Consider the following 15,449-nt stretch of genomic DNA (forward strand, 5'->3'; position numbering starts at 1 on the left):
TCGACATCGCCAAAAATATCAGGCGTCGGGATGCTTGAACACCAAAGCAGCATTGGTGCCGCCAAACCCGAAGGAGTTAGACAGCACATAGCCGAGGTCCACGTCGTCGCGGCGCTGGCGAAGGATAGGCATGTCGGCAAAGGCTGGGTCCAAGACCTCGATATTGGCGCTCTCGGCGATGAAGCGGTTCTTCATCATCAGGATCGAATAGATCGATTCATGAACACCCGTGGCGCCCTGGCTGTGGCCAGTCAACGACTTGGTGGCCGAGATTGGCGGACATTTCTCCTCGTTGCCGAAGACGGCGCGGAGGGCTTCGATTTCCTTGAGATCGCCGACTGGAGTCGAGGTCGCGTGCGGATTGATATAGTCGATCGGCGCCGTGATGTTTTTCAGCGCCATGCGCATGCAGCGCTCCGCGCCTTCGCCCGAGGGTGCAACCATGTCGAGGCCATCGGACGTCGCGCCATAGCCGACGAGTTCGGCCCAGATCTTTGCGCCGCGCGCCTTGGCATGTTCGAGCTCTTCGAGCACCAGCACGCCAGCGCCGCCTGAAATCACGAAACCATCACGGGCCGCGTCATAGCAGCGCGAGGCTTTTTCGGGCGTGTCGTTATAATTGGAACTCATCGCGCCCATGGCGTCGAAGAGATCGGACAAGGTCCAATCAAGATCTTCATGGCCGCCGGCAAAGACGATGTCCTGCTTGCCGAGCATGATCTGTTCCATGGCATTGCCGATGCAATGTTTGGACGTCGCGCAGGCCGCGGTGATCGTATAATTGACGCCCTTGATGGCAAAAGCAGTCGCAAGCGTTGCCGAGGCCGTCGAGCCCATGGCCTTGGGCACGGCAAGTGGCCCGATGCGTTTTGGGGATTTTTTCTCGCGCGTGACATCGGCCGCTTCGACGATGGTACGCGTGGACGCGCCGCCCGAACCCATGACGATACCAGTCATCGGATTGGAAATGTCGGATGCCTCGAGCCCTGCATCGGCGATGGCCTGCTGCATGGCGAGATAATTCCAGGCCGCGCCCTTGCCCATGAAGCGGGTGACGCGGCGATCGAGAATTTCAAACGGATCGAGGCGCGGGTCGCCCTTGACCTGCGACCGAAAACCCAGCTCGGCATAGTCTTCGGCAAAGACAATGCCCGGCTTGGCCGTGCGCAGGCTCGTCGTCACTTCGTCGAGCGAGTTGCCGATCGAAGAGATGATACCCATGCCGGTTACCACTACTCGTCTCATCTCGTCCTCGTTTCAGTCTTCATGCGGGTCGCCGGGGCTGGCGCCTCGCATATATATAGGTCTGCTCGCGTCTGCATTAAGGCCGGTTACGCGGTCTTCTGCTCTTGGAGCTGGGTGTCGGTAAAGAGACCAACGCGCAAGTCCTTGGCTTCGTAGATCAATTTGCCGTCAGCTTTCACCCAGCCATCGGCGATGCCAAGGGTGAGACGCGAACGCATGACGCGCTTGATGTCTATGCCATATTCCACGAGCTTGACGTCGTTCGTTACCTGGCCGGTGAACTTGATTTCCCCGCCAAGGGCGCGGCCGCGGCCGGGCTGGCCGATCCATCCGAGGAAAAAGCCAGTCATCTGCCAGACGGCATCAAGGCCTAGGCAGCCGGGCATGACGGGGTCACCGATGAAATGGCACTTGAAGAACCAGAGATCGGGATTGACGTCGAGCTCGGCGGTCACAGAACCCTTGTTAAAGGCACCGCCGGTTTCGTCGATATGGGTGATGCGGTTGAACATCAGCATCGGAGGCGCGGGCAGCCGGGCGTCCATTTGACCGGGCAATTCACCCCGGCCATGCGCCAGCAGCTCTTCATAACCAAATGCGTGTTGCCGGTCCGCCATATGCCCTTCCCCACAGAACTCAAGCCTTGTCTCGTATAGGGGCGCAGAGGGGGGGTCAAGACAGCCCAAGGAATGACCCCAAGTGTCTTCTGGGCCAACGACTTGTTTCGGCCCCGCCACGCCCCTATAAGAAGTCAAAGCTTTATGTCTCTACATAACGACGAGTAACACTGCCCAATGTCCGAGAGTGACCTTGCCGACCGGTCCCCGTCCCGCACGCCTTGCCTGACGGCGGTGTTGCGCATGGCCGGCCTCAGGCCCACCCGGCAGCGCGTTGCCCTGGCCGAACTCCTGTTCGGTGGCCCGCATCGCCATGTCAGCGCCGAGCAGCTCCATTCCGAAGCGAATATGTCCAATGTGAACGTATCGCTCGCGACCATCTACAATACGCTGCACCAGTTCCACGAAGCGGGCTTGCTGCGCGAAGTGGCGATCGATGCCGCGCGCTCCTATTTCGATACCGACACATCGGACCATCACCACTTCTTCGTCGAAGACGAGCAGCGGATGATCGACATTCCAGCTTCATCGGTCGAGTTCAAGGCGCTGCCCCAGCCGCCCAAGGGCATGGAAGTCTCCCATGTCGACGTAGTGATCCGCGTGCGCAAGGCGCCGAGCTGAGCGGTTTCGCCAGAAGGTTTGACTTGCACGGCGTCATTCCCGCTAAAGCGGGAATTCCGCCCTTTTGGCGTCCGAGATTGGATTCCCGCTTTCGCGGGAATGTCGCGGTAATGGGTAATGGCGTTTCATGGCCGATGCCGGCTGTGCTCGCCGCCCCCGTGACAAATCCACCCCCATTGCCCATATACTAGCCCCAGCCAATAGCGACGAAGGTAGTCGATGCCCGAAAAGGTCAATCTCAACGCCTATTTCGAGCGAATCGGTTTTGCCGGTTCTATCGCCCCGACCGTTCAGACCCTTGAACTGCTGCACGCCCTCCATCCGGCCGCCATTCCATTCGAAAACCTGAGCCCGCTGATGGGCGAGCAGGTTTTGCTCGATCAGCAGAGCCTCGAGCGCAAGATGCTGGGTGAAAAGCGGCGCGGTGGGTTTTGCTTCGAGCAAAATTTCCTCTTCATGCGCATGCTGGCCGATCTCGACTACGAGGTGCGGCCGCTCTTGGCGCGGGTGATCTGGACCAATCCCGATGCCATCTCGGCGCCGCCGAGCCACATGGCGCTGGTGGTCGACATTAAAGGCCAGAACTATATCGCCGATGTCGGTTTTGGTGGCCTGACGCTAACGACGCCGCTGCGGCTGCGCGCCGATACCGAACAATCAAGTCCGCACGAAACGTTCAGGCTGACCGGCGGTGCGCCCGAATGGACGCTCGAAGTCAAGATCGGCGAAGAGTGGCGCGGGGTCTATGTGTTCACGACCGAAAAGGTCGACGAGGTGGACCTCTGGGACCTCAATCGCGATCTCTCGAGCAATCCCAATTCCCCGTTCACCCAGGAATTGCGCGTGGCGCTGGCGCCAAGCGGCCGGCGGCTCAAATTGCACAATGATCGCCTGACCATCCAGCCCAGCGACGGCGATGCGGAAAAGCGCGCCCTGACGACGCTGGCAGAAATTCGGGCGGTCCTAGCCGAGGATTTCGGGATCACTGTACCCGAAAGCGAAAAGCTCGATGCCAAGCTTCTGGCTTTCCTGCCGGCAGAGCCCGCACAAACGCCCGAGACCGAGGGCTGAGCCATGGCGCCGGTCGTGGTTCGCGAAGAGGCCGTGCACGAATTCGCCGATTTCCAGTCGTTTTACGATTGGCTCGCCGCCAATCACGACACCGCCGACGAAGCCTGGATCCGGATTTTCAAAAAGAGCAGCGGCCGCCAGACCATTACGCCGGTCGAGGCCATCGATGCCGTGCTCTGCTGGGGCTGGATCGATGCGATCAAGAAAAGCTGGGACGAGATCAGCTTCGTGCAGCGCTATTGTCCGCGCCGCCCGAAATCGGTCTGGAGCCAGATCAATCGCGATAATGTCGCGCGGTTGAGTGAAAATGGCCTGATGACAGACCATGGTCTTCGCCATGTCGAGGCCGCTAAGGCCGATGGCCGTTGGGAGGCCGCCTACAAAACTACGATGGATGCGCCGGCTGATCTCCTGGCTGCCATCGCGGCGGAGCCTGCGGCGCAGGCGCTCTATGAAAAACTCTCGGCGCAGAACCGCTTTGCCCTGATCTTTCGGGTCAACAGCCTCAAAACCGAGGCGGGGCGGAAAAAGAAAATCGCCGCCTTCGTCGAGATGCTGTACAAGGGCGAAACCATCTATCCGCAGGGCTGAGCGGGGGCTAAGTTCGCGCCCGGAGGATACCCAATGCCAAACGATATCGCTTTTCTGCGCGGCATCAATGTCGGCAAACGGCAGATGAAGATGGCCCACCTAAAGACCTGCATGGAAGCGGCGGGTTTTGAGGCGGTGAAAACCATACTCGCGAGTGGCAATGTACGCTTTGCGCGCCGCGATACGCCGGAAAAGACCAAGTTCCTCCTCGAATCGGTGATCGAGAAACAGTTTGGCTTTCCCGTGGGCGTCGTCTTGCGGGGCGAAGAAGAGATCGCCGCGATGCTGGAGCAGCATCCCTTTAAAACCCTCGACCCCGAGGCCGATGTGGCGCGGCATGTGCTGCTGTTCGATCGTACCTTGCCCGATGGGTTGGAGCTTGAGGGCCGGCCGGGGGAAGTCGACGTCATGCGCATCGATCCCACGGAAATTTACATAGCCGCCTATCGCCAGCCCAATGGCCGTTATACGGAAAGCATGGATGAGGTGTTGAAGCCGCTCCGGGCCAAGCTCGGCAAGACGGTGCTCGACACCGCGCGCAATTGGAACACTATGGAAAAGGTCCTCAAGTGATCGTCGTTTTCGGCTCAACCAATCTCGATCAGGTCGGCACCGTCTCGCGGCTTCCAAAGCCGGGCGAAACCGTTGCCGGCGGCACCTTTTCCATGGCCCCTGGCGGCAAGGGCGCCAACCAGGCGCTGGCGGCGCGCCGGGCAGGCGCCGAAGTGCGGCACGTGTCGGCGGTCGGCAATGATGCCTTTGCCGATCTCGCGCTCGATCTGCTCGACAAGGGCGGCGTCGATCTCGGCCAAGTCCAGAAGGCGGAAGCCGTGACCGGGATCGCCATGATCTTTGTCGATGCCCAAGGCGAAAATGTCATCGCCGTCCTGCCCGGCGCCAATGCGACCGTGAGCGCGACCCAGGCGGAGGCGACACTCGCCGGTTTGACGGCGAAGGACACACTCCTCGTGCAGCAGGAGATCCCGCAAGACGGCACACGCAAGGCGCTCGAAATCGCGCGCGAAAAGGGCGCTCGCTCGGTGATCAACACCGCCCCTTTCCTCAGCGATACGCCTGACCTCGCAGCTTTAGCCGATATCGTCGTCGCCAACGAAACCGAGTTTGCGCTGCTCTCGGGCCGGCCCATCGAGGAGCTTGAGGCGGCGATGGAAGATTGGGTGAAAAAGACCGGTCGCACCGTGGTCGTTACGCTCGGCCCCGATGGCGCGCGGGCGGCCTCGCCCGAGGGCAAATTTGCCGTGCCAGCCCATAAGGTGACCCCAGTCGACACAGTTGGGGCCGGCGACACGTTCTGCGGCTATCTCGCCGCAAGCCTCGATGCCGGGTTGGGTCTTGAACAGGCGATGCGGCGGGCTGCGGTGGCGGGCAGCCTCGCGTGCCTCAATCCGGGCGCGCAGCCAGCAATCCCACTGGCGAAAGAAGTCGACGCGCTGGTTTGAGGCGAGACGGGGTCACCCCCTCCCTGCCTCCCCCAAGGGGGAGGTGAAGGGACGGTAGCCAAGAACTGATCGTGCCCCCAACTCGATGCGACACCTCCCCCTTGATGGGGGAGGCTGGGAGGGGGTGAAGCCCCACGCACCAATCCCTAATTAAAAACCCGCCGCGGCTTGAACTGGCCGAATTCAACCGACCCCGTGGCCAAAACCTTGCCCTTGAAACTAACCCAGCATTCGTCGAGCTGAGCCGGCGCCGCGGCACCGGTGAGCAAAATGGCATTGCCATTGCCCACGGCACCGGCTTGGCCGGCATCGAGCCGGATTTCAGGCAGGTCGGCCAGCCCGGCAGAAACGGGCGCAAGCAGAGCATCTCGGGCGTCGCCAGCTTCAAGGGCCTCTAACTCTTCGATAGTGACTGCGTCTTCGTCGGAAAAAGGGCCAACGGCGGCGCGGTGGAGGCTGCCGACATGGCCACGCGTGCCGAGCGCTTCGGCAAGATCGCGGGCAATGGCGCGGACATAGGTGCCCTTGCCGCAGGTGACTTCGAGCACGGATTCTTCCGGGCCATGCGAAATCAGTTCAAGCGCATCGATCTCGATAGGGCGCGGCGCCAGTTCGACGGTTTCGCCAGCGCGGGCGAGGTCATAGGCGCGCTCGCCATCGATCTTAAGGGCCGAATAGATCGGGGGGCGCTGCATGATCGTGCCGATAAAATTGGGCAGCAGCGCTTCGAGCGCGGCGCGTTCGGGGCGCACGTCCGATGTCGCGACGACCTCGCCTTCCCGGTCGTCGGTCGTCGTGGCGCTGCCCCAGAGGATCGAAAACCGATAGACTTTCGTGCCGTCCTGCACCTGCGGCACAGCCTTGGTCGCCTCGCCGAGCGCGATCGGCAGGATGCCGGTCGCGAGCGGATCGAGCGTGCCGGCATGGCCCGCCTTCATCGCCGAAAACAGCCAGCGCACCTTACCCACGGCCTGCGTGGAGGTAAAATCATATGGCTTGTTGAGCACCACCCAACCGGAGATGGGGCGCTTTTTCGATTTCTTCTGTTCGGTCACGGTCAGTCTTGCCCGTCTTCTTCATCATCGAGATCGCGGCGGACGCGATCGGAGCGGAGAAGTGCATCGATGCGGCCGGCTTCTTCGAATGTCTCGTCGACATAGAAGCGGACGTCGGGGGCATATTTCATATTGATGCGTGGCGCGATGCGGCCACGGATGAATTTCTGGTGCCGATTGAGCGCCGCGACGATCTCTTCGGCGTGAACGCCGCCGAGCGGCATGACATAGGCATTGGCGATCTTGAGATCGGGCGTCATGCGCACTTCGGGCACGGTGACGACCGAGCCGACGAGTGCCTCGTCCTCGATTTCACCACGCGCAAAAATGTCCGCCAGAGCATGACGGACCAGTTCGCCCACGCGCAGCATGCGCTGGCTCGGGCCGAGGGGCTTATTCTCTTTTTTCATGGGCAAGCGGCTTAGGCCCTTAGGGGCTTTCCGTCAATCCGCCTTGCTGAGCGCCACCTGCGCCTTGAGCTCATTGGCGCGGGATTGGACGACATCGGTCGCCACGGGCCAAGTCTTGGGATCGCCCGGGTTGAACGCCTTGCCGCGCCATTCCTGATAGATGATGGCAACGCCCGTTTCCGTGCGATTGAAGCTCGCGACCATCACCTCGCCAAGGCCGGCAAAGGTGCGGTAGCGATCGAGATAACCGCCGCAAACGAAGCCGAGCGGGGCGAGATCATTGTCGTCCTTGTCCGGCCCGAGTTGGAAGAACCCCGTCAGTTCCGGCTTGCAGCTATTGGCGTGCAGCACCATCAGGGCCGCGCGATAGTCTGCGAGGGTGCGCTCGTTTTCGTCGCGGCTAAGGCGCGCGCCGTAAAGCGTCGTCCAGAGCGCTTCGCTTTCGCCCTTGGGATAGATTTCAAGCAGCGCCTGGCCATCGTCGGCAACGAAAGTTGTTTCCACTCGGCCAATGGCATTGTCGGGCGTTTCGAGCCAATCGGGCAGGGGCAGATCGAGTTTGTGTCCCATGGCGTCCAGCACGAGCCTGCCGCCATCCTCGACCAGAGGCGCCGGTGTCCGCACTTGGGCGATGGCGGGCGTCATCGCTCCAGCGAGCGCAAAAAGGGCAAGGCTCAAAATTCTGATCTGCGTCACGGGGCACTCCTTCGCCCAAAGACAGGGAGCCATGGCGGCCAAGCCCCCAAGGCCGTCAGGTGCAGTGACGATTAGAAAGGTTGTTTTCGCGACGCAAGTTGAACGAGGGGTGGTGTTGCGGATGGTGCTGTCGCTGGGGCGAAGCTGCAACACTTAAGTCGACCGGAGCGGTCAGCCTCTTGCCCTCGCCACTGGCCGATCCGGCAAGAGGCGATGCGGCGGCTGGTGGCCGTCCATAAAAGTGCGAATATTGACGATAACGGTTTCGCCCATTTCGACGCGCGCTTCGAGCGTGGCGGAAGCCATATGGCCGGTCAGCACGACGCGATTGGCTTCGGCGAGAGCGAGGAGGCGCGGATTGATGCCATTGCGATTGTCGAAGACGTCGAGCGCAGCGCCAGCCAGGTGCCCCGCTTCGATACCGACGACGAGTGCCGTTTCATCGACAAGTTCGGGGCGGCTGACATTGAGCAGATAAGCGCCCGGTTTGAGCCGGCGCAGGCGCTCAGCCGACATGATATTGGCCGTATCGCGCGTCAGCGGCGTATGAAGCGACACGATATCGACAGCTTCGAGCATGGCGTCGAGTTCGGGCCAATAGGTCGCGCCAAGTGGCTCCTCGACGCCGGGCGGTCGCCGATTGCGCGAGAAATAGTGGATATTGAGCCCAAAGGCGCGGGCACGCTGGGCGACGGCGGTGCCGATACGGCCCATGCCGACGATCCCGAGCGATTTGCCGCGCAGCCGATTACCCAACATCGAGGTGGGCGACCAGCCGGCCCAGCGGCGATCATGAAGCAAGAGATTGGCGCCTTCGACTAAGCGCCGCGGCAAAGCCAGCATCAGCGCCATGGCCATGTCCGCCGTGTCTTCCGTCAGAACGCTTGGTGTATTGGTGACGGTCAGCCCGGCAGCCCATGCGGCTTCAAGGTCGATATTGTCGACGCCATTGCCGAATTGGGCAATCAGCCGCACGCTTTGGGGCAGGCGGGAAATCAGATCGGCATCGACGCGATCGGTGATGGTGGAAACGAGGACATCCTTTCCCTCGAGCCCGATCATGATATCGTCAGAAGTCAGGGTCTGATCGGTCTCGTTCACATCGGTTTCGAAGAGCGTTGCCATGCGCGCTTCGATAACCTGCGGCAGGCGACGCGTGAGAAGGATCTTCGGTTTGCTCGATGTCATGCGCACCCTTGCGAGCCGGTCCCCATCAAGGCCGCAGCCTATCCTTTATGGACCATTAAGGATCATGGCGTACTGATAGGGCAATTCCAATCCGTCTGCAAAGTCATGTTCATTTCGCACGCCAGATCGGGCCGTGCCCGTACCCATTTTCTTCGCTTTTTCGCCGTTTTGCCGCTGATCCTGGCGAGCGTTTTCGTCCACGCGCCTGTGGCCTATGGCCAGGCCGAATCGGTTTCGGGGCTCAAACTCCCGCGCTTCGTCACCACACGATCCAACCCGATCAATGTGCGCGTCGGGCCGGGCACCAAATACGACATCGCCTGGAATTATACCGTTTCCGGCGTGCCCGTCGAAATCATCCAGGAATTCGATACCTGGCGTAAAATCCGTGACATGGACGGCACCGAAGGCTGGGTGCACCAGAGCCTGCTCGTCGGTTCGCGCGCCGGTTACGCGACCCCGCTCGTCGCCAATGGCGAAGTGGACATGTATGCGTCGCGCTCGACCGATGCGGGCCTCCGCGCCCGGCTTTCACCAGGCGTGCGCGTCAATATTTCCGAATGCGATGGCGAGTGGTGCACCGTGACTGCCGGCCAGCCGGGCGAGCGCGCCAATTTCTCAGGCTATGTGCGCCAGGAAGAAATCTGGGGCGTCTATCCCGACGAGGTCTTTGATTAGGCTCCCAATTCCGCCAGCGCGTCGCTGCGCTGGCGGGCGAGGCGTATGTCCTCGTCTTGTTTCGGACAGGTGGCACAATAGGTGCCAGGCATCGCAAGGTAATCGAGGCAGCAGCCTTTTCGCGCGATGATCAGCGCCTGGCGGCCATCGGCGAGATCAAGCGTTTCGAGATCACCCTGGCCCGTAATGCCAAGGGCGGCTAGCCAGAGATCGCAAAGCCGGCGCTGCTCGGAAATCGAAATTCCGGGCACATAGTCCCGCAGCCGCACCATCAATCCGAGCATACGATCGGCGAGCAGCCGCAGAGCCGGCACGCGCTTGAGCTTGGTCACTTGGTTGATTTCGGCCAGGATCCCATCGGCCATGGCGCGCAGATCCTTGCCCGCCGCGTCGATCATGGCGTTCGTCGTGTCCTTGCACTGCGGCCCGGGCAGGAGGCGAAATCCGTTGATGTCGATACCCCGGCGCTCCTGGCTCATGGCCGCAAGCCGGGGCAGGGCGCCGTGGACATGAACGGCGATGACGGCGAGGAAAGCCGGTTGCCAGATCAAGTTCGTCCAGAGGCGCACGGCATAAAAGGGCTGGCCGGCCTTTGGGTAGGTCGCTTCCAACTCCGCATAAAGCGCGCGCAGCAGGTTTTCGTTGTCGCCGCCCGGCACATGCCAGCCCGGCAGCGGCCCGCCGGGCACGCCCTTCATGAAGCCAGTAACGCGCGCCGCCGCTTCGAGAAGACGCGTCAGCGCGACATCGTCGCTATCGAGGGCAAAGAGAAAATTGCGCGCGGCCAAAAGCTGCTCCTGACTATCAGCTTTTCTATAGTCCACCCATGCCGCGGCACGCAATTGCCCTATCAGGATCAGGGCGAGACCTAGGCCAGGCCTTTACTGCGCGAACAGATGCGCGGCGCAGCATGGACCGACCATGGACAGCATGGAGAGGATCATGGCGCGCCTCGCCCAAAACCTGCGGCGCGATACACGCGGCGGCGCCGCAGTCGAATTCGCACTTCTGGCGCCGCTTTATCTGCTGATGCTCGCCGGCATGCTGGCCTATGGGCTCTATTTCGGCGCCTCCCATTCCCTGCAGCAATTGGCAGCCGATGCCGCCCGCATCTCAATTTCCGGCCTTGATACCGCCGAGCGCGACAAACTCGTGGGCGATTATCTCGAGAAAAATGGCGGCGCCTATATGCTGATCGACGCTGCGCACCTCTCCTATGCCATCGGCACCGACCCGCGCGACGGCACGCAATATCGCGTTACCATCAGCTACGACGCCGTCGAACTCCCGATCTGGAACCTCTATCCGCCCCTGCCGCTCCCCAGTCGGTTTCTGGTTCAGGGCGCAACGATCCGGCAGGGCGGGCTGTGACTTTCTGGCGCGATCAGCGCGGCAATATGAGCATTCTCTTTGCCGCCGCCCTGTCGCTGGCCGGGGTCGTTGGCGCGATCTCCGTTGATTCCGCCGCGCTATTTCGCGAAAGCCGAATGGTGCAGGCCGCCGTCGATCTGGCGGCGATCACCGCGACTGCTGATCCCGACAATGCGGAAAGTCTCGTGCGCACCGTCCTCCGCGATGCGGGCTTTGTAGAAGATCCCGTGGTGGAAGTCGGGCACTATGGCGCCGATCCCGCGAAATCTCCTGAAATGCGGTTCGTCCGGGGCAGGGGGCCGGTGAATGCCGTGCGGGTGTCGTATCGACAGACAGGGACGCTTTATTTCGGCGCCAACCTGATGAACCCACCCGAAATCGCGGCGACCGGCACGGCGATGGTGGTGCCGGAAGTGTCGTTTTCCATCGGCTCGCGACTGGCAAGCTTCAATGGTGGCTTGGCCAATGCGGTGCTGGGCACGCTGCTCGGCACGACGGTCAATTTCAGCCTTGCCGATTACACTGCGCTCGCCGATGCGCGGGTCGAAACCATCGGTTTTTTGGATGGGTTAGCTGGATCGCTCGGGATAACCGCGGGGACCTATGATGCGCTGCTCACGCATGAGGTCCGCGCGGGAACGCTGGTCGGCGCTTTGGCCAAAGGTGTTTCCGGACCGGCGCGGCTTGCGCTCGAAACCCTCTCGCGCGCCAGCGCTGGCAGTCCTGTGCCGCTCAAAAAACTGCTTACTCTCGGGCGCTATGGACGGATGAGCGTCAATGGCGGCGGCAAAGGCCTGGGGGCGCAAATCTCGGCGCTCGAGATCCTGTCGGCTGCGGCGGCTCTCGCCGATGGGCAAAGGCAGGTCTGGCTGGGCCTCGGGGGCAGCATTCCGGGCGTCGCGGCGCTCTCGCTCGATCTTGCCGTGGGCGAACCGGCAGGGGGAGGTGGCTGGTTCGGCATTGGTCCGGCAGGCACTGTGGTGCGCACGGCGCAAGTCCGGCTGCGCATCGACGCACAAATCGCAGGCAATCTGACCCTCCAGAACGCGCTGATCCGCCTGCCTCTCTGGCTGGATCTCGCATCCTCCGAGGCCAAGGTAGTCAGCGCCACCTGCCCCAATCGCGCCGAACCCAATGGCACGGCCGAGATCGCGGTCCTGCCTGGTGTCGCCATCTTAGCGGTGGGGAAGCCGAGCAATGCCGAGATGCGCGATTTCGGCACGCCGCTGCCGCTGGCACCGGTCCGGATTCTCGATGCAACGCTGTTGCAGGTCTCGGCCTCTGGCCATCTCAGCATCGCGCAGACTTCGCCAGTGCCGCTAGCCTTCAGTTCCGCCGATATCGGCGTGGCGCGCCTCAAGATGGCCAAGGTAACGACCCCTGTGACCTCCCTCGCACAAGGCCTCGTCTCCGGCCTCAACTTCGATATTTCGATCCTGGGCCTAGGCCTGAGCTTGCCCAGCGTTATCAACACAGCGCTCAAAACCGTCGTCGCCCCGCTGGGACCGCCGCTCGATGCGATCCTCAACAGCGTGCTGACGACGCTCGGCCTTGGGATCGGCGAGGCCGATGTGCGGGTCTATGGCGTCCGCTGCGCGACACCGGTCCTCGTCGGTTAGGCCGGCACGTAGCTCAGACGAATGGCAACATCGCCGATGCGCTCATGCGCCACGAGTTTGAGAGAAGGCCGGACGCCGGCAAAGTATGGCGCGCCTTCGCCCAGAACCACCGGATGCACATAAAGCCGATACTCGTCGATCAGCCCCCACGCGCTCAACGAGGCCGCAAACTTTGGCCCCGAGACCTCGACATTGCCGGACAGCTCTTCCTTGAGCGCCCGGATCCTCGATTCAAAATCGGAACGGATCAGCGTCGCATTGGGTCCCACCGCATCGAGCGTGGTCGAAACCACATATTTTGCCCCACGCCGCCACACCGCGGCATAGTCGCGCTCGGCTTGGTCCCAGTCCGGCTGTTCATCGTCCCAATAGCGCATGATCTCATACATCCGGCGGCCATAAATGGTGGCCGTCATCTGCGAGACATCCTTGATGAAGTGCTGGAAAAGCTTGGGGTCGGGCATGAACTTGTCATGGTCGACATAGCCATCGAGCGACACATTCAGCGCATAAATGAACTTGGCCACAATCGCCTCCCCGCGGTTTGCCATGCCGACTATGGAGCGTTTTCCAGCGTGCAGCAATCAGGGTTGACGTAGTGAATTAGTGTGCTACAAATATAGCACACTACATAGGCACGACACATGGATGATTTTCACACAAGCCAGCCGATCTTCGTGCAGATCCGGCAGCGGCTGATCGAGATGATCCTGCGCGGCGCGGTGAAGGCGGGCGATCCCCTGCCTTCGGTGCGCCAGATCTCTGCAGAGCTTTCGGTCAATCCGCTGACGGTCACCAAGGCCTTCGAAGCTTTGGTCGATATCGGCGTGGTCGAAAAACGAAGGGGTCTTGGAATGTTTGCAACGCAAGGCGCACGCGAAACGCTGCTCGCCCATGAGCGCCAGAAATTCCTGGCCGAGGATTGGCCGCGCATCGTCGCCCAGATCAAGGCGCTCGATCTCGACCCCAAGACGCTTTTTGCCGATACCGCCAAGGAGTCCCAGTCATGACCGACACACCCGTTCTCGCCGAGCCGGTCGTTACCGCTCGCGGCCTCAAGAAGAAATTCGGCGGCAAGGAAATCCTGCACGGGCTCGATTTCGACATTCCCGCCGGCCGCATCTATGGCCTTGTGGGCCATAATGGCGCGGGCAAGACGACGACGCTCAATGCCATGCTGGGCCTCACGAGCTATGAGGGCACCATTCGCGTGCTCGGCGAAGACCCCTTCGCCCGCCGCGCCAAATTGATGGAAAACGTCGCTTTTATATCCGACGTCGCGAGCCTGCCGCGCTTTCTCCGCGTCCGCGAACTGTTTGCGCTCCTCTCCAACATTCACCCCAATTTTTCGACCGACAAGGCGCGCGATTTTCTAACCGGCACCGACATCAAGCCGGAAATGAAGATCAAGACACTCTCCAAGGGAATGATGGCGCAGCTCCATCTCGCCGTCGTCATGGCGATCGATGCCAAGCTTCTCGTCCTCGACGAGCCGACGCTCGGGCTCGACATCACCTATCGCAAGCGCTTCTACCGTCGCCTTCTCGAAGACTATATGACCGAGGAGCGGACCCTGATCATCACCACCCATCAGGTGGACGAGATCGAGTTCATGCTCTCCGACATCATGTTCATTCGCGATGGCGACCTGATCCTCCATATGCAGATGGAAACGGTGAACGAGAAATTTGCCCAACTCGTCGCCAATGAACCGGAAACGCAGGCCGCTGCGCGTGCGCTCGCTCCGGTCTATGAGGAAACCCGCTTCGGCCAGACAGTCTTCATTTTCGATGGGGTCCCGCGTGACCAACTGGAGCCGCTCGGCAAAGTGTCCACGCCCACATTGTCCGATCTCTTCGTCGCGCTAATGCAGCGCCCGACCGCCAATCCGGAGACTGCGCGATGATGGCTTTTGCTGCGCTCATCCGTCGCGAGTTCATCGAACATCGCGGCGCCTTTCTCATCGGCCCGCTGATCCTCGTTGCCGTCCTTTTCGGCGCGACCATTCTGGCCTTCACCGTCGGGCGGATCGATGTCCGTTTTTCGGGCGCCATTTTCACCGTCGCGCCGCTGCGCTTTTATGAATTCGGCTTCCTCGCCTTTGGCGTCGCCTGGATGCTCTATCTTCTGGCGGTGCTGTTCTTTTATTGCGCGGATGGTTTTGCCGCCGACAAGCGCAACAATTCCATGCTGTTCTGGAAGTCGATGCCGGTCAGCGATTTCCGCATGCTGCTGTCAAAGCTTGCCGCAGCGCTGACCATCCTGCCGGGCACGGTCTATGCCATTGCGCTCCTGAGCGGGCTTCTATTTTTCGCCGTGGCTTTTACCACCATGTCGATCAACGGCACGGCAAGCTTTGCCATGCTCGGCAGCGTCGCCTCGATCTACCTGCAGGTGGCCGGCGCGATCCTCCTCGCGCTCATCGTCGGGCTTCTTTGGTATCTGCCCTATATCGGGCTGGTCGGCGCACTGGCGACGGCTTTGGGGCGCTGGGCCATTCCGGTTTCGCTCCTGCTTCCAAGCCTTGTCGCAACGCTCGAATGGGTGACGCTTGGTGGCCTCCATCCCTTCACTACGCGGACATGGAACTACCTCAGCTATCGCTCAACCTTCCCCCTGAGTGAAAACGGCTATCCAGACGTCTGGTTGGCCACCGGCGAACGCTTCGATCTCAACGCCTTTGCCGTCGATCTCCTCGGAAAGACCGATTGGCTCCAGGTTTTGATCGGAGCAGTTTTCGCGCTCGTCGCACTCTATATCGCCAGCGAGTACCGCCGCCGCGCCTCGGCCAATTGAGGCCTGCCGCCGCAAATGCTAGGGAGCGAGA

General features: G+C 61.4%; 19 protein-coding genes. 11 read left to right on the forward strand and 8 right to left on the reverse strand.

Annotation, left to right across the window (positions count from 1 at the left end; translation table 11 throughout):
- Positions 1-18: 18 nt before the first annotated feature.
- Positions 19-1,245, reverse strand: coding sequence for a beta-ketoacyl-ACP synthase I (gene fabB, locus ASE94_RS00300; RefSeq protein WP_062628723.1), 1,227 nt, complete (start codon positions 1,243-1,245; stop codon positions 19-21).
- Positions 1,246-1,331: 86 nt separating this feature from the next.
- The gene (gene fabA / locus ASE94_RS00305; RefSeq protein WP_061908626.1) at positions 1,332-1,862 is read right to left on the reverse strand and encodes a 3-hydroxyacyl-[acyl-carrier-protein] dehydratase FabA; all 531 of its coding nucleotides are present in this window, start codon (positions 1,860-1,862) and stop codon (positions 1,332-1,334) included.
- A 177-nt stretch (positions 1,863-2,039) separates the two neighbouring features.
- Here fabA and irrA point away from each other — a divergent pair, with 177 nt between their 5' ends.
- The 5 genes from irrA (at position 2,040) to ASE94_RS00330 (ending at position 5,605) form a co-directional block, all read left to right on the forward strand.
- Positions 2,040-2,483 carry an iron response transcriptional regulator IrrA gene (irrA, locus tag ASE94_RS00310; protein WP_061908627.1) on the forward strand — a complete coding sequence of 148 codons (444 nt, stop codon included), beginning with the start codon at positions 2,040-2,042 and terminating at the stop codon, positions 2,481-2,483.
- Between the two features lie 219 nt (positions 2,484-2,702).
- Positions 2,703-3,554, forward strand: coding sequence for an arylamine N-acetyltransferase (locus ASE94_RS00315; RefSeq protein ID WP_062628724.1), 852 nt, complete (start codon positions 2,703-2,705; stop codon positions 3,552-3,554).
- 3 nt (positions 3,555-3,557) lie between these two features.
- A complete protein-coding gene (locus ASE94_RS00320; RefSeq protein ID WP_062628725.1) occupies positions 3,558-4,145 on the forward strand; it encodes a YdeI/OmpD-associated family protein in 588 nt (195 codons plus the stop codon).
- Positions 4,146-4,178: 33 nt separating this feature from the next.
- The gene (locus tag ASE94_RS00325; protein ID WP_062628726.1) at positions 4,179-4,718 is read left to right on the forward strand and encodes a DUF1697 domain-containing protein; all 540 of its coding nucleotides are present in this window, start codon (positions 4,179-4,181) and stop codon (positions 4,716-4,718) included.
- Complete coding sequence (locus ASE94_RS00330) at positions 4,715-5,605, forward strand: ribokinase (protein WP_062628727.1); 891 nt, start codon at positions 4,715-4,717, stop codon at positions 5,603-5,605. The genes ASE94_RS00325 and ASE94_RS00330 overlap by 4 nt, the downstream gene beginning before the upstream one ends.
- A 146-nt stretch (positions 5,606-5,751) precedes the next feature.
- Here the strand turns inward: ASE94_RS00330 and truB are convergent, their stop codons facing one another.
- From truB to ASE94_RS00350, 4 genes are all read right to left on the reverse strand, one after another.
- Complete coding sequence (gene truB / locus ASE94_RS00335; RefSeq protein ID WP_062628728.1) at positions 5,752-6,660, reverse strand: tRNA pseudouridine(55) synthase TruB; 909 nt, start codon at positions 6,658-6,660, stop codon at positions 5,752-5,754.
- 2 nt (positions 6,661-6,662) lie between these two features.
- On the reverse strand, positions 6,663-7,070 hold the full coding sequence (gene rbfA, locus ASE94_RS00340) for a 30S ribosome-binding factor RbfA (protein WP_062628729.1): 408 nt from the start codon (positions 7,068-7,070) through the stop codon (positions 6,663-6,665).
- A 33-nt stretch (positions 7,071-7,103) separates the two neighbouring features.
- Positions 7,104-7,766 carry a hypothetical protein gene (locus ASE94_RS00345; RefSeq protein WP_062628730.1) on the reverse strand — a complete coding sequence of 221 codons (663 nt, stop codon included), beginning with the start codon at positions 7,764-7,766 and terminating at the stop codon, positions 7,104-7,106.
- Positions 7,767-7,937: 171 nt separating this feature from the next.
- Complete coding sequence (locus ASE94_RS00350) at positions 7,938-8,954, reverse strand: D-glycerate dehydrogenase (RefSeq protein WP_062628731.1); 1,017 nt, start codon at positions 8,952-8,954, stop codon at positions 7,938-7,940.
- A 105-nt stretch (positions 8,955-9,059) separates the two neighbouring features.
- Here ASE94_RS00350 and ASE94_RS00355 point away from each other — a divergent pair, with 105 nt between their 5' ends.
- Positions 9,060-9,632 carry an SH3 domain-containing protein gene (locus tag ASE94_RS00355; RefSeq protein ID WP_061908636.1) on the forward strand — a complete coding sequence of 191 codons (573 nt, stop codon included), beginning with the start codon at positions 9,060-9,062 and terminating at the stop codon, positions 9,630-9,632.
- Here the strand turns inward: ASE94_RS00355 and ASE94_RS00360 are convergent.
- Positions 9,629-10,420, reverse strand: coding sequence for a siderophore ferric iron reductase (locus ASE94_RS00360; RefSeq protein ID WP_156351713.1), 792 nt, complete (start codon positions 10,418-10,420; stop codon positions 9,629-9,631). The two genes, ASE94_RS00355 and ASE94_RS00360, sit on opposite strands and share 4 nt — an antisense overlap.
- A gap of 154 nt (positions 10,421-10,574) precedes the next feature.
- Between ASE94_RS00360 and ASE94_RS00365 the strand changes: the two genes are divergently transcribed.
- Together ASE94_RS00365 and ASE94_RS00370 are read left to right on the forward strand one after the other, a co-directional pair.
- Positions 10,575-11,003 carry a TadE/TadG family type IV pilus assembly protein gene (locus tag ASE94_RS00365; protein ID WP_244483860.1) on the forward strand — a complete coding sequence of 143 codons (429 nt, stop codon included), beginning with the start codon at positions 10,575-10,577 and terminating at the stop codon, positions 11,001-11,003.
- Positions 11,000-12,622 (forward strand): TadG family pilus assembly protein, encoded by a 1,623-nt coding sequence (locus tag ASE94_RS00370; protein ID WP_062628733.1) that lies wholly within the window; start codon positions 11,000-11,002, stop codon positions 12,620-12,622. Before ASE94_RS00365 ends, ASE94_RS00370 begins: the two co-directional genes overlap by 4 nt.
- On the opposite strand, the gene ASE94_RS00375 is transcribed toward ASE94_RS00370, so the two are convergent.
- Complete coding sequence (locus ASE94_RS00375; RefSeq protein ID WP_062628962.1) at positions 12,619-13,149, reverse strand: dihydrofolate reductase family protein; 531 nt, start codon at positions 13,147-13,149, stop codon at positions 12,619-12,621. The two genes, ASE94_RS00370 and ASE94_RS00375, sit on opposite strands and share 4 nt — an antisense overlap.
- A gap of 117 nt (positions 13,150-13,266) precedes the next feature.
- Here ASE94_RS00375 and ASE94_RS00380 point away from each other — a divergent pair, with 117 nt between their 5' ends.
- From ASE94_RS00380 to ASE94_RS00390, 3 genes are read left to right on the forward strand one after another with little or no spacing between them, the layout of a single operon-like run.
- Complete coding sequence (locus tag ASE94_RS00380) at positions 13,267-13,632, forward strand: GntR family transcriptional regulator (RefSeq protein WP_062628734.1); 366 nt, start codon at positions 13,267-13,269, stop codon at positions 13,630-13,632.
- Positions 13,629-14,528, forward strand: coding sequence for an ABC transporter ATP-binding protein (locus tag ASE94_RS00385; RefSeq protein WP_062628735.1), 900 nt, complete (start codon positions 13,629-13,631; stop codon positions 14,526-14,528). Before ASE94_RS00380 ends, ASE94_RS00385 begins: the two co-directional genes overlap by 4 nt.
- Positions 14,525-15,418, forward strand: a complete 894-nt coding sequence (locus tag ASE94_RS00390) for a hypothetical protein (protein WP_156351715.1) — start codon at positions 14,525-14,527, stop codon at positions 15,416-15,418. Before ASE94_RS00385 ends, ASE94_RS00390 begins: the two co-directional genes overlap by 4 nt.
- Positions 15,419-15,449: the final 31 nt, after the last annotated feature.

The organism is Devosia sp. Leaf64, assembly GCF_001421945.1.
Lineage (GTDB): Bacteria > Pseudomonadota > Alphaproteobacteria > Rhizobiales > Devosiaceae > Devosia.

What these genes read in the sequence shown, in the direction of transcription:
- fabB (WP_062628723.1), bottom strand. Translation starts at nt 1,245, where the DNA reads ATGAGACGAGTAGTGGTAACCGGCATGGGTATCATCTCTTCGATCGGC.
- fabA (WP_061908626.1), bottom strand. Translation starts at nt 1,862, where the DNA reads ATGGCGGACCGGCAACACGCATTTGGTTATGAAGAGCTGCTGGCGCAT.
- irrA (WP_061908627.1), top strand. Translation starts at nt 2,040, where the DNA reads ATGTCCGAGAGTGACCTTGCCGACCGGTCCCCGTCCCGCACGCCTTGC.
- ASE94_RS00315 (WP_062628724.1), top strand. Translation starts at nt 2,703, where the DNA reads ATGCCCGAAAAGGTCAATCTCAACGCCTATTTCGAGCGAATCGGTTTT.
- ASE94_RS00320 (WP_062628725.1), top strand. Translation starts at nt 3,558, where the DNA reads ATGGCGCCGGTCGTGGTTCGCGAAGAGGCCGTGCACGAATTCGCCGAT.
- ASE94_RS00325 (WP_062628726.1), top strand. Translation starts at nt 4,179, where the DNA reads ATGCCAAACGATATCGCTTTTCTGCGCGGCATCAATGTCGGCAAACGG.
- rbfA (WP_062628729.1), bottom strand. Translation starts at nt 7,070, where the DNA reads ATGAAAAAAGAGAATAAGCCCCTCGGCCCGAGCCAGCGCATGCTGCGC.
- ASE94_RS00350 (WP_062628731.1), bottom strand. Translation starts at nt 8,954, where the DNA reads ATGACATCGAGCAAACCGAAGATCCTTCTCACGCGTCGCCTGCCGCAG.
- ASE94_RS00355 (WP_061908636.1), top strand. Translation starts at nt 9,060, where the DNA reads ATGTTCATTTCGCACGCCAGATCGGGCCGTGCCCGTACCCATTTTCTT.
- ASE94_RS00365 (WP_244483860.1), top strand. Translation starts at nt 10,575, where the DNA reads ATGGCGCGCCTCGCCCAAAACCTGCGGCGCGATACACGCGGCGGCGCC.
- ASE94_RS00380 (WP_062628734.1), top strand. Translation starts at nt 13,267, where the DNA reads ATGGATGATTTTCACACAAGCCAGCCGATCTTCGTGCAGATCCGGCAG.
- ASE94_RS00385 (WP_062628735.1), top strand. Translation starts at nt 13,629, where the DNA reads ATGACCGACACACCCGTTCTCGCCGAGCCGGTCGTTACCGCTCGCGGC.
- ASE94_RS00390 (WP_156351715.1), top strand. Translation starts at nt 14,525, where the DNA reads ATGATGGCTTTTGCTGCGCTCATCCGTCGCGAGTTCATCGAACATCGC.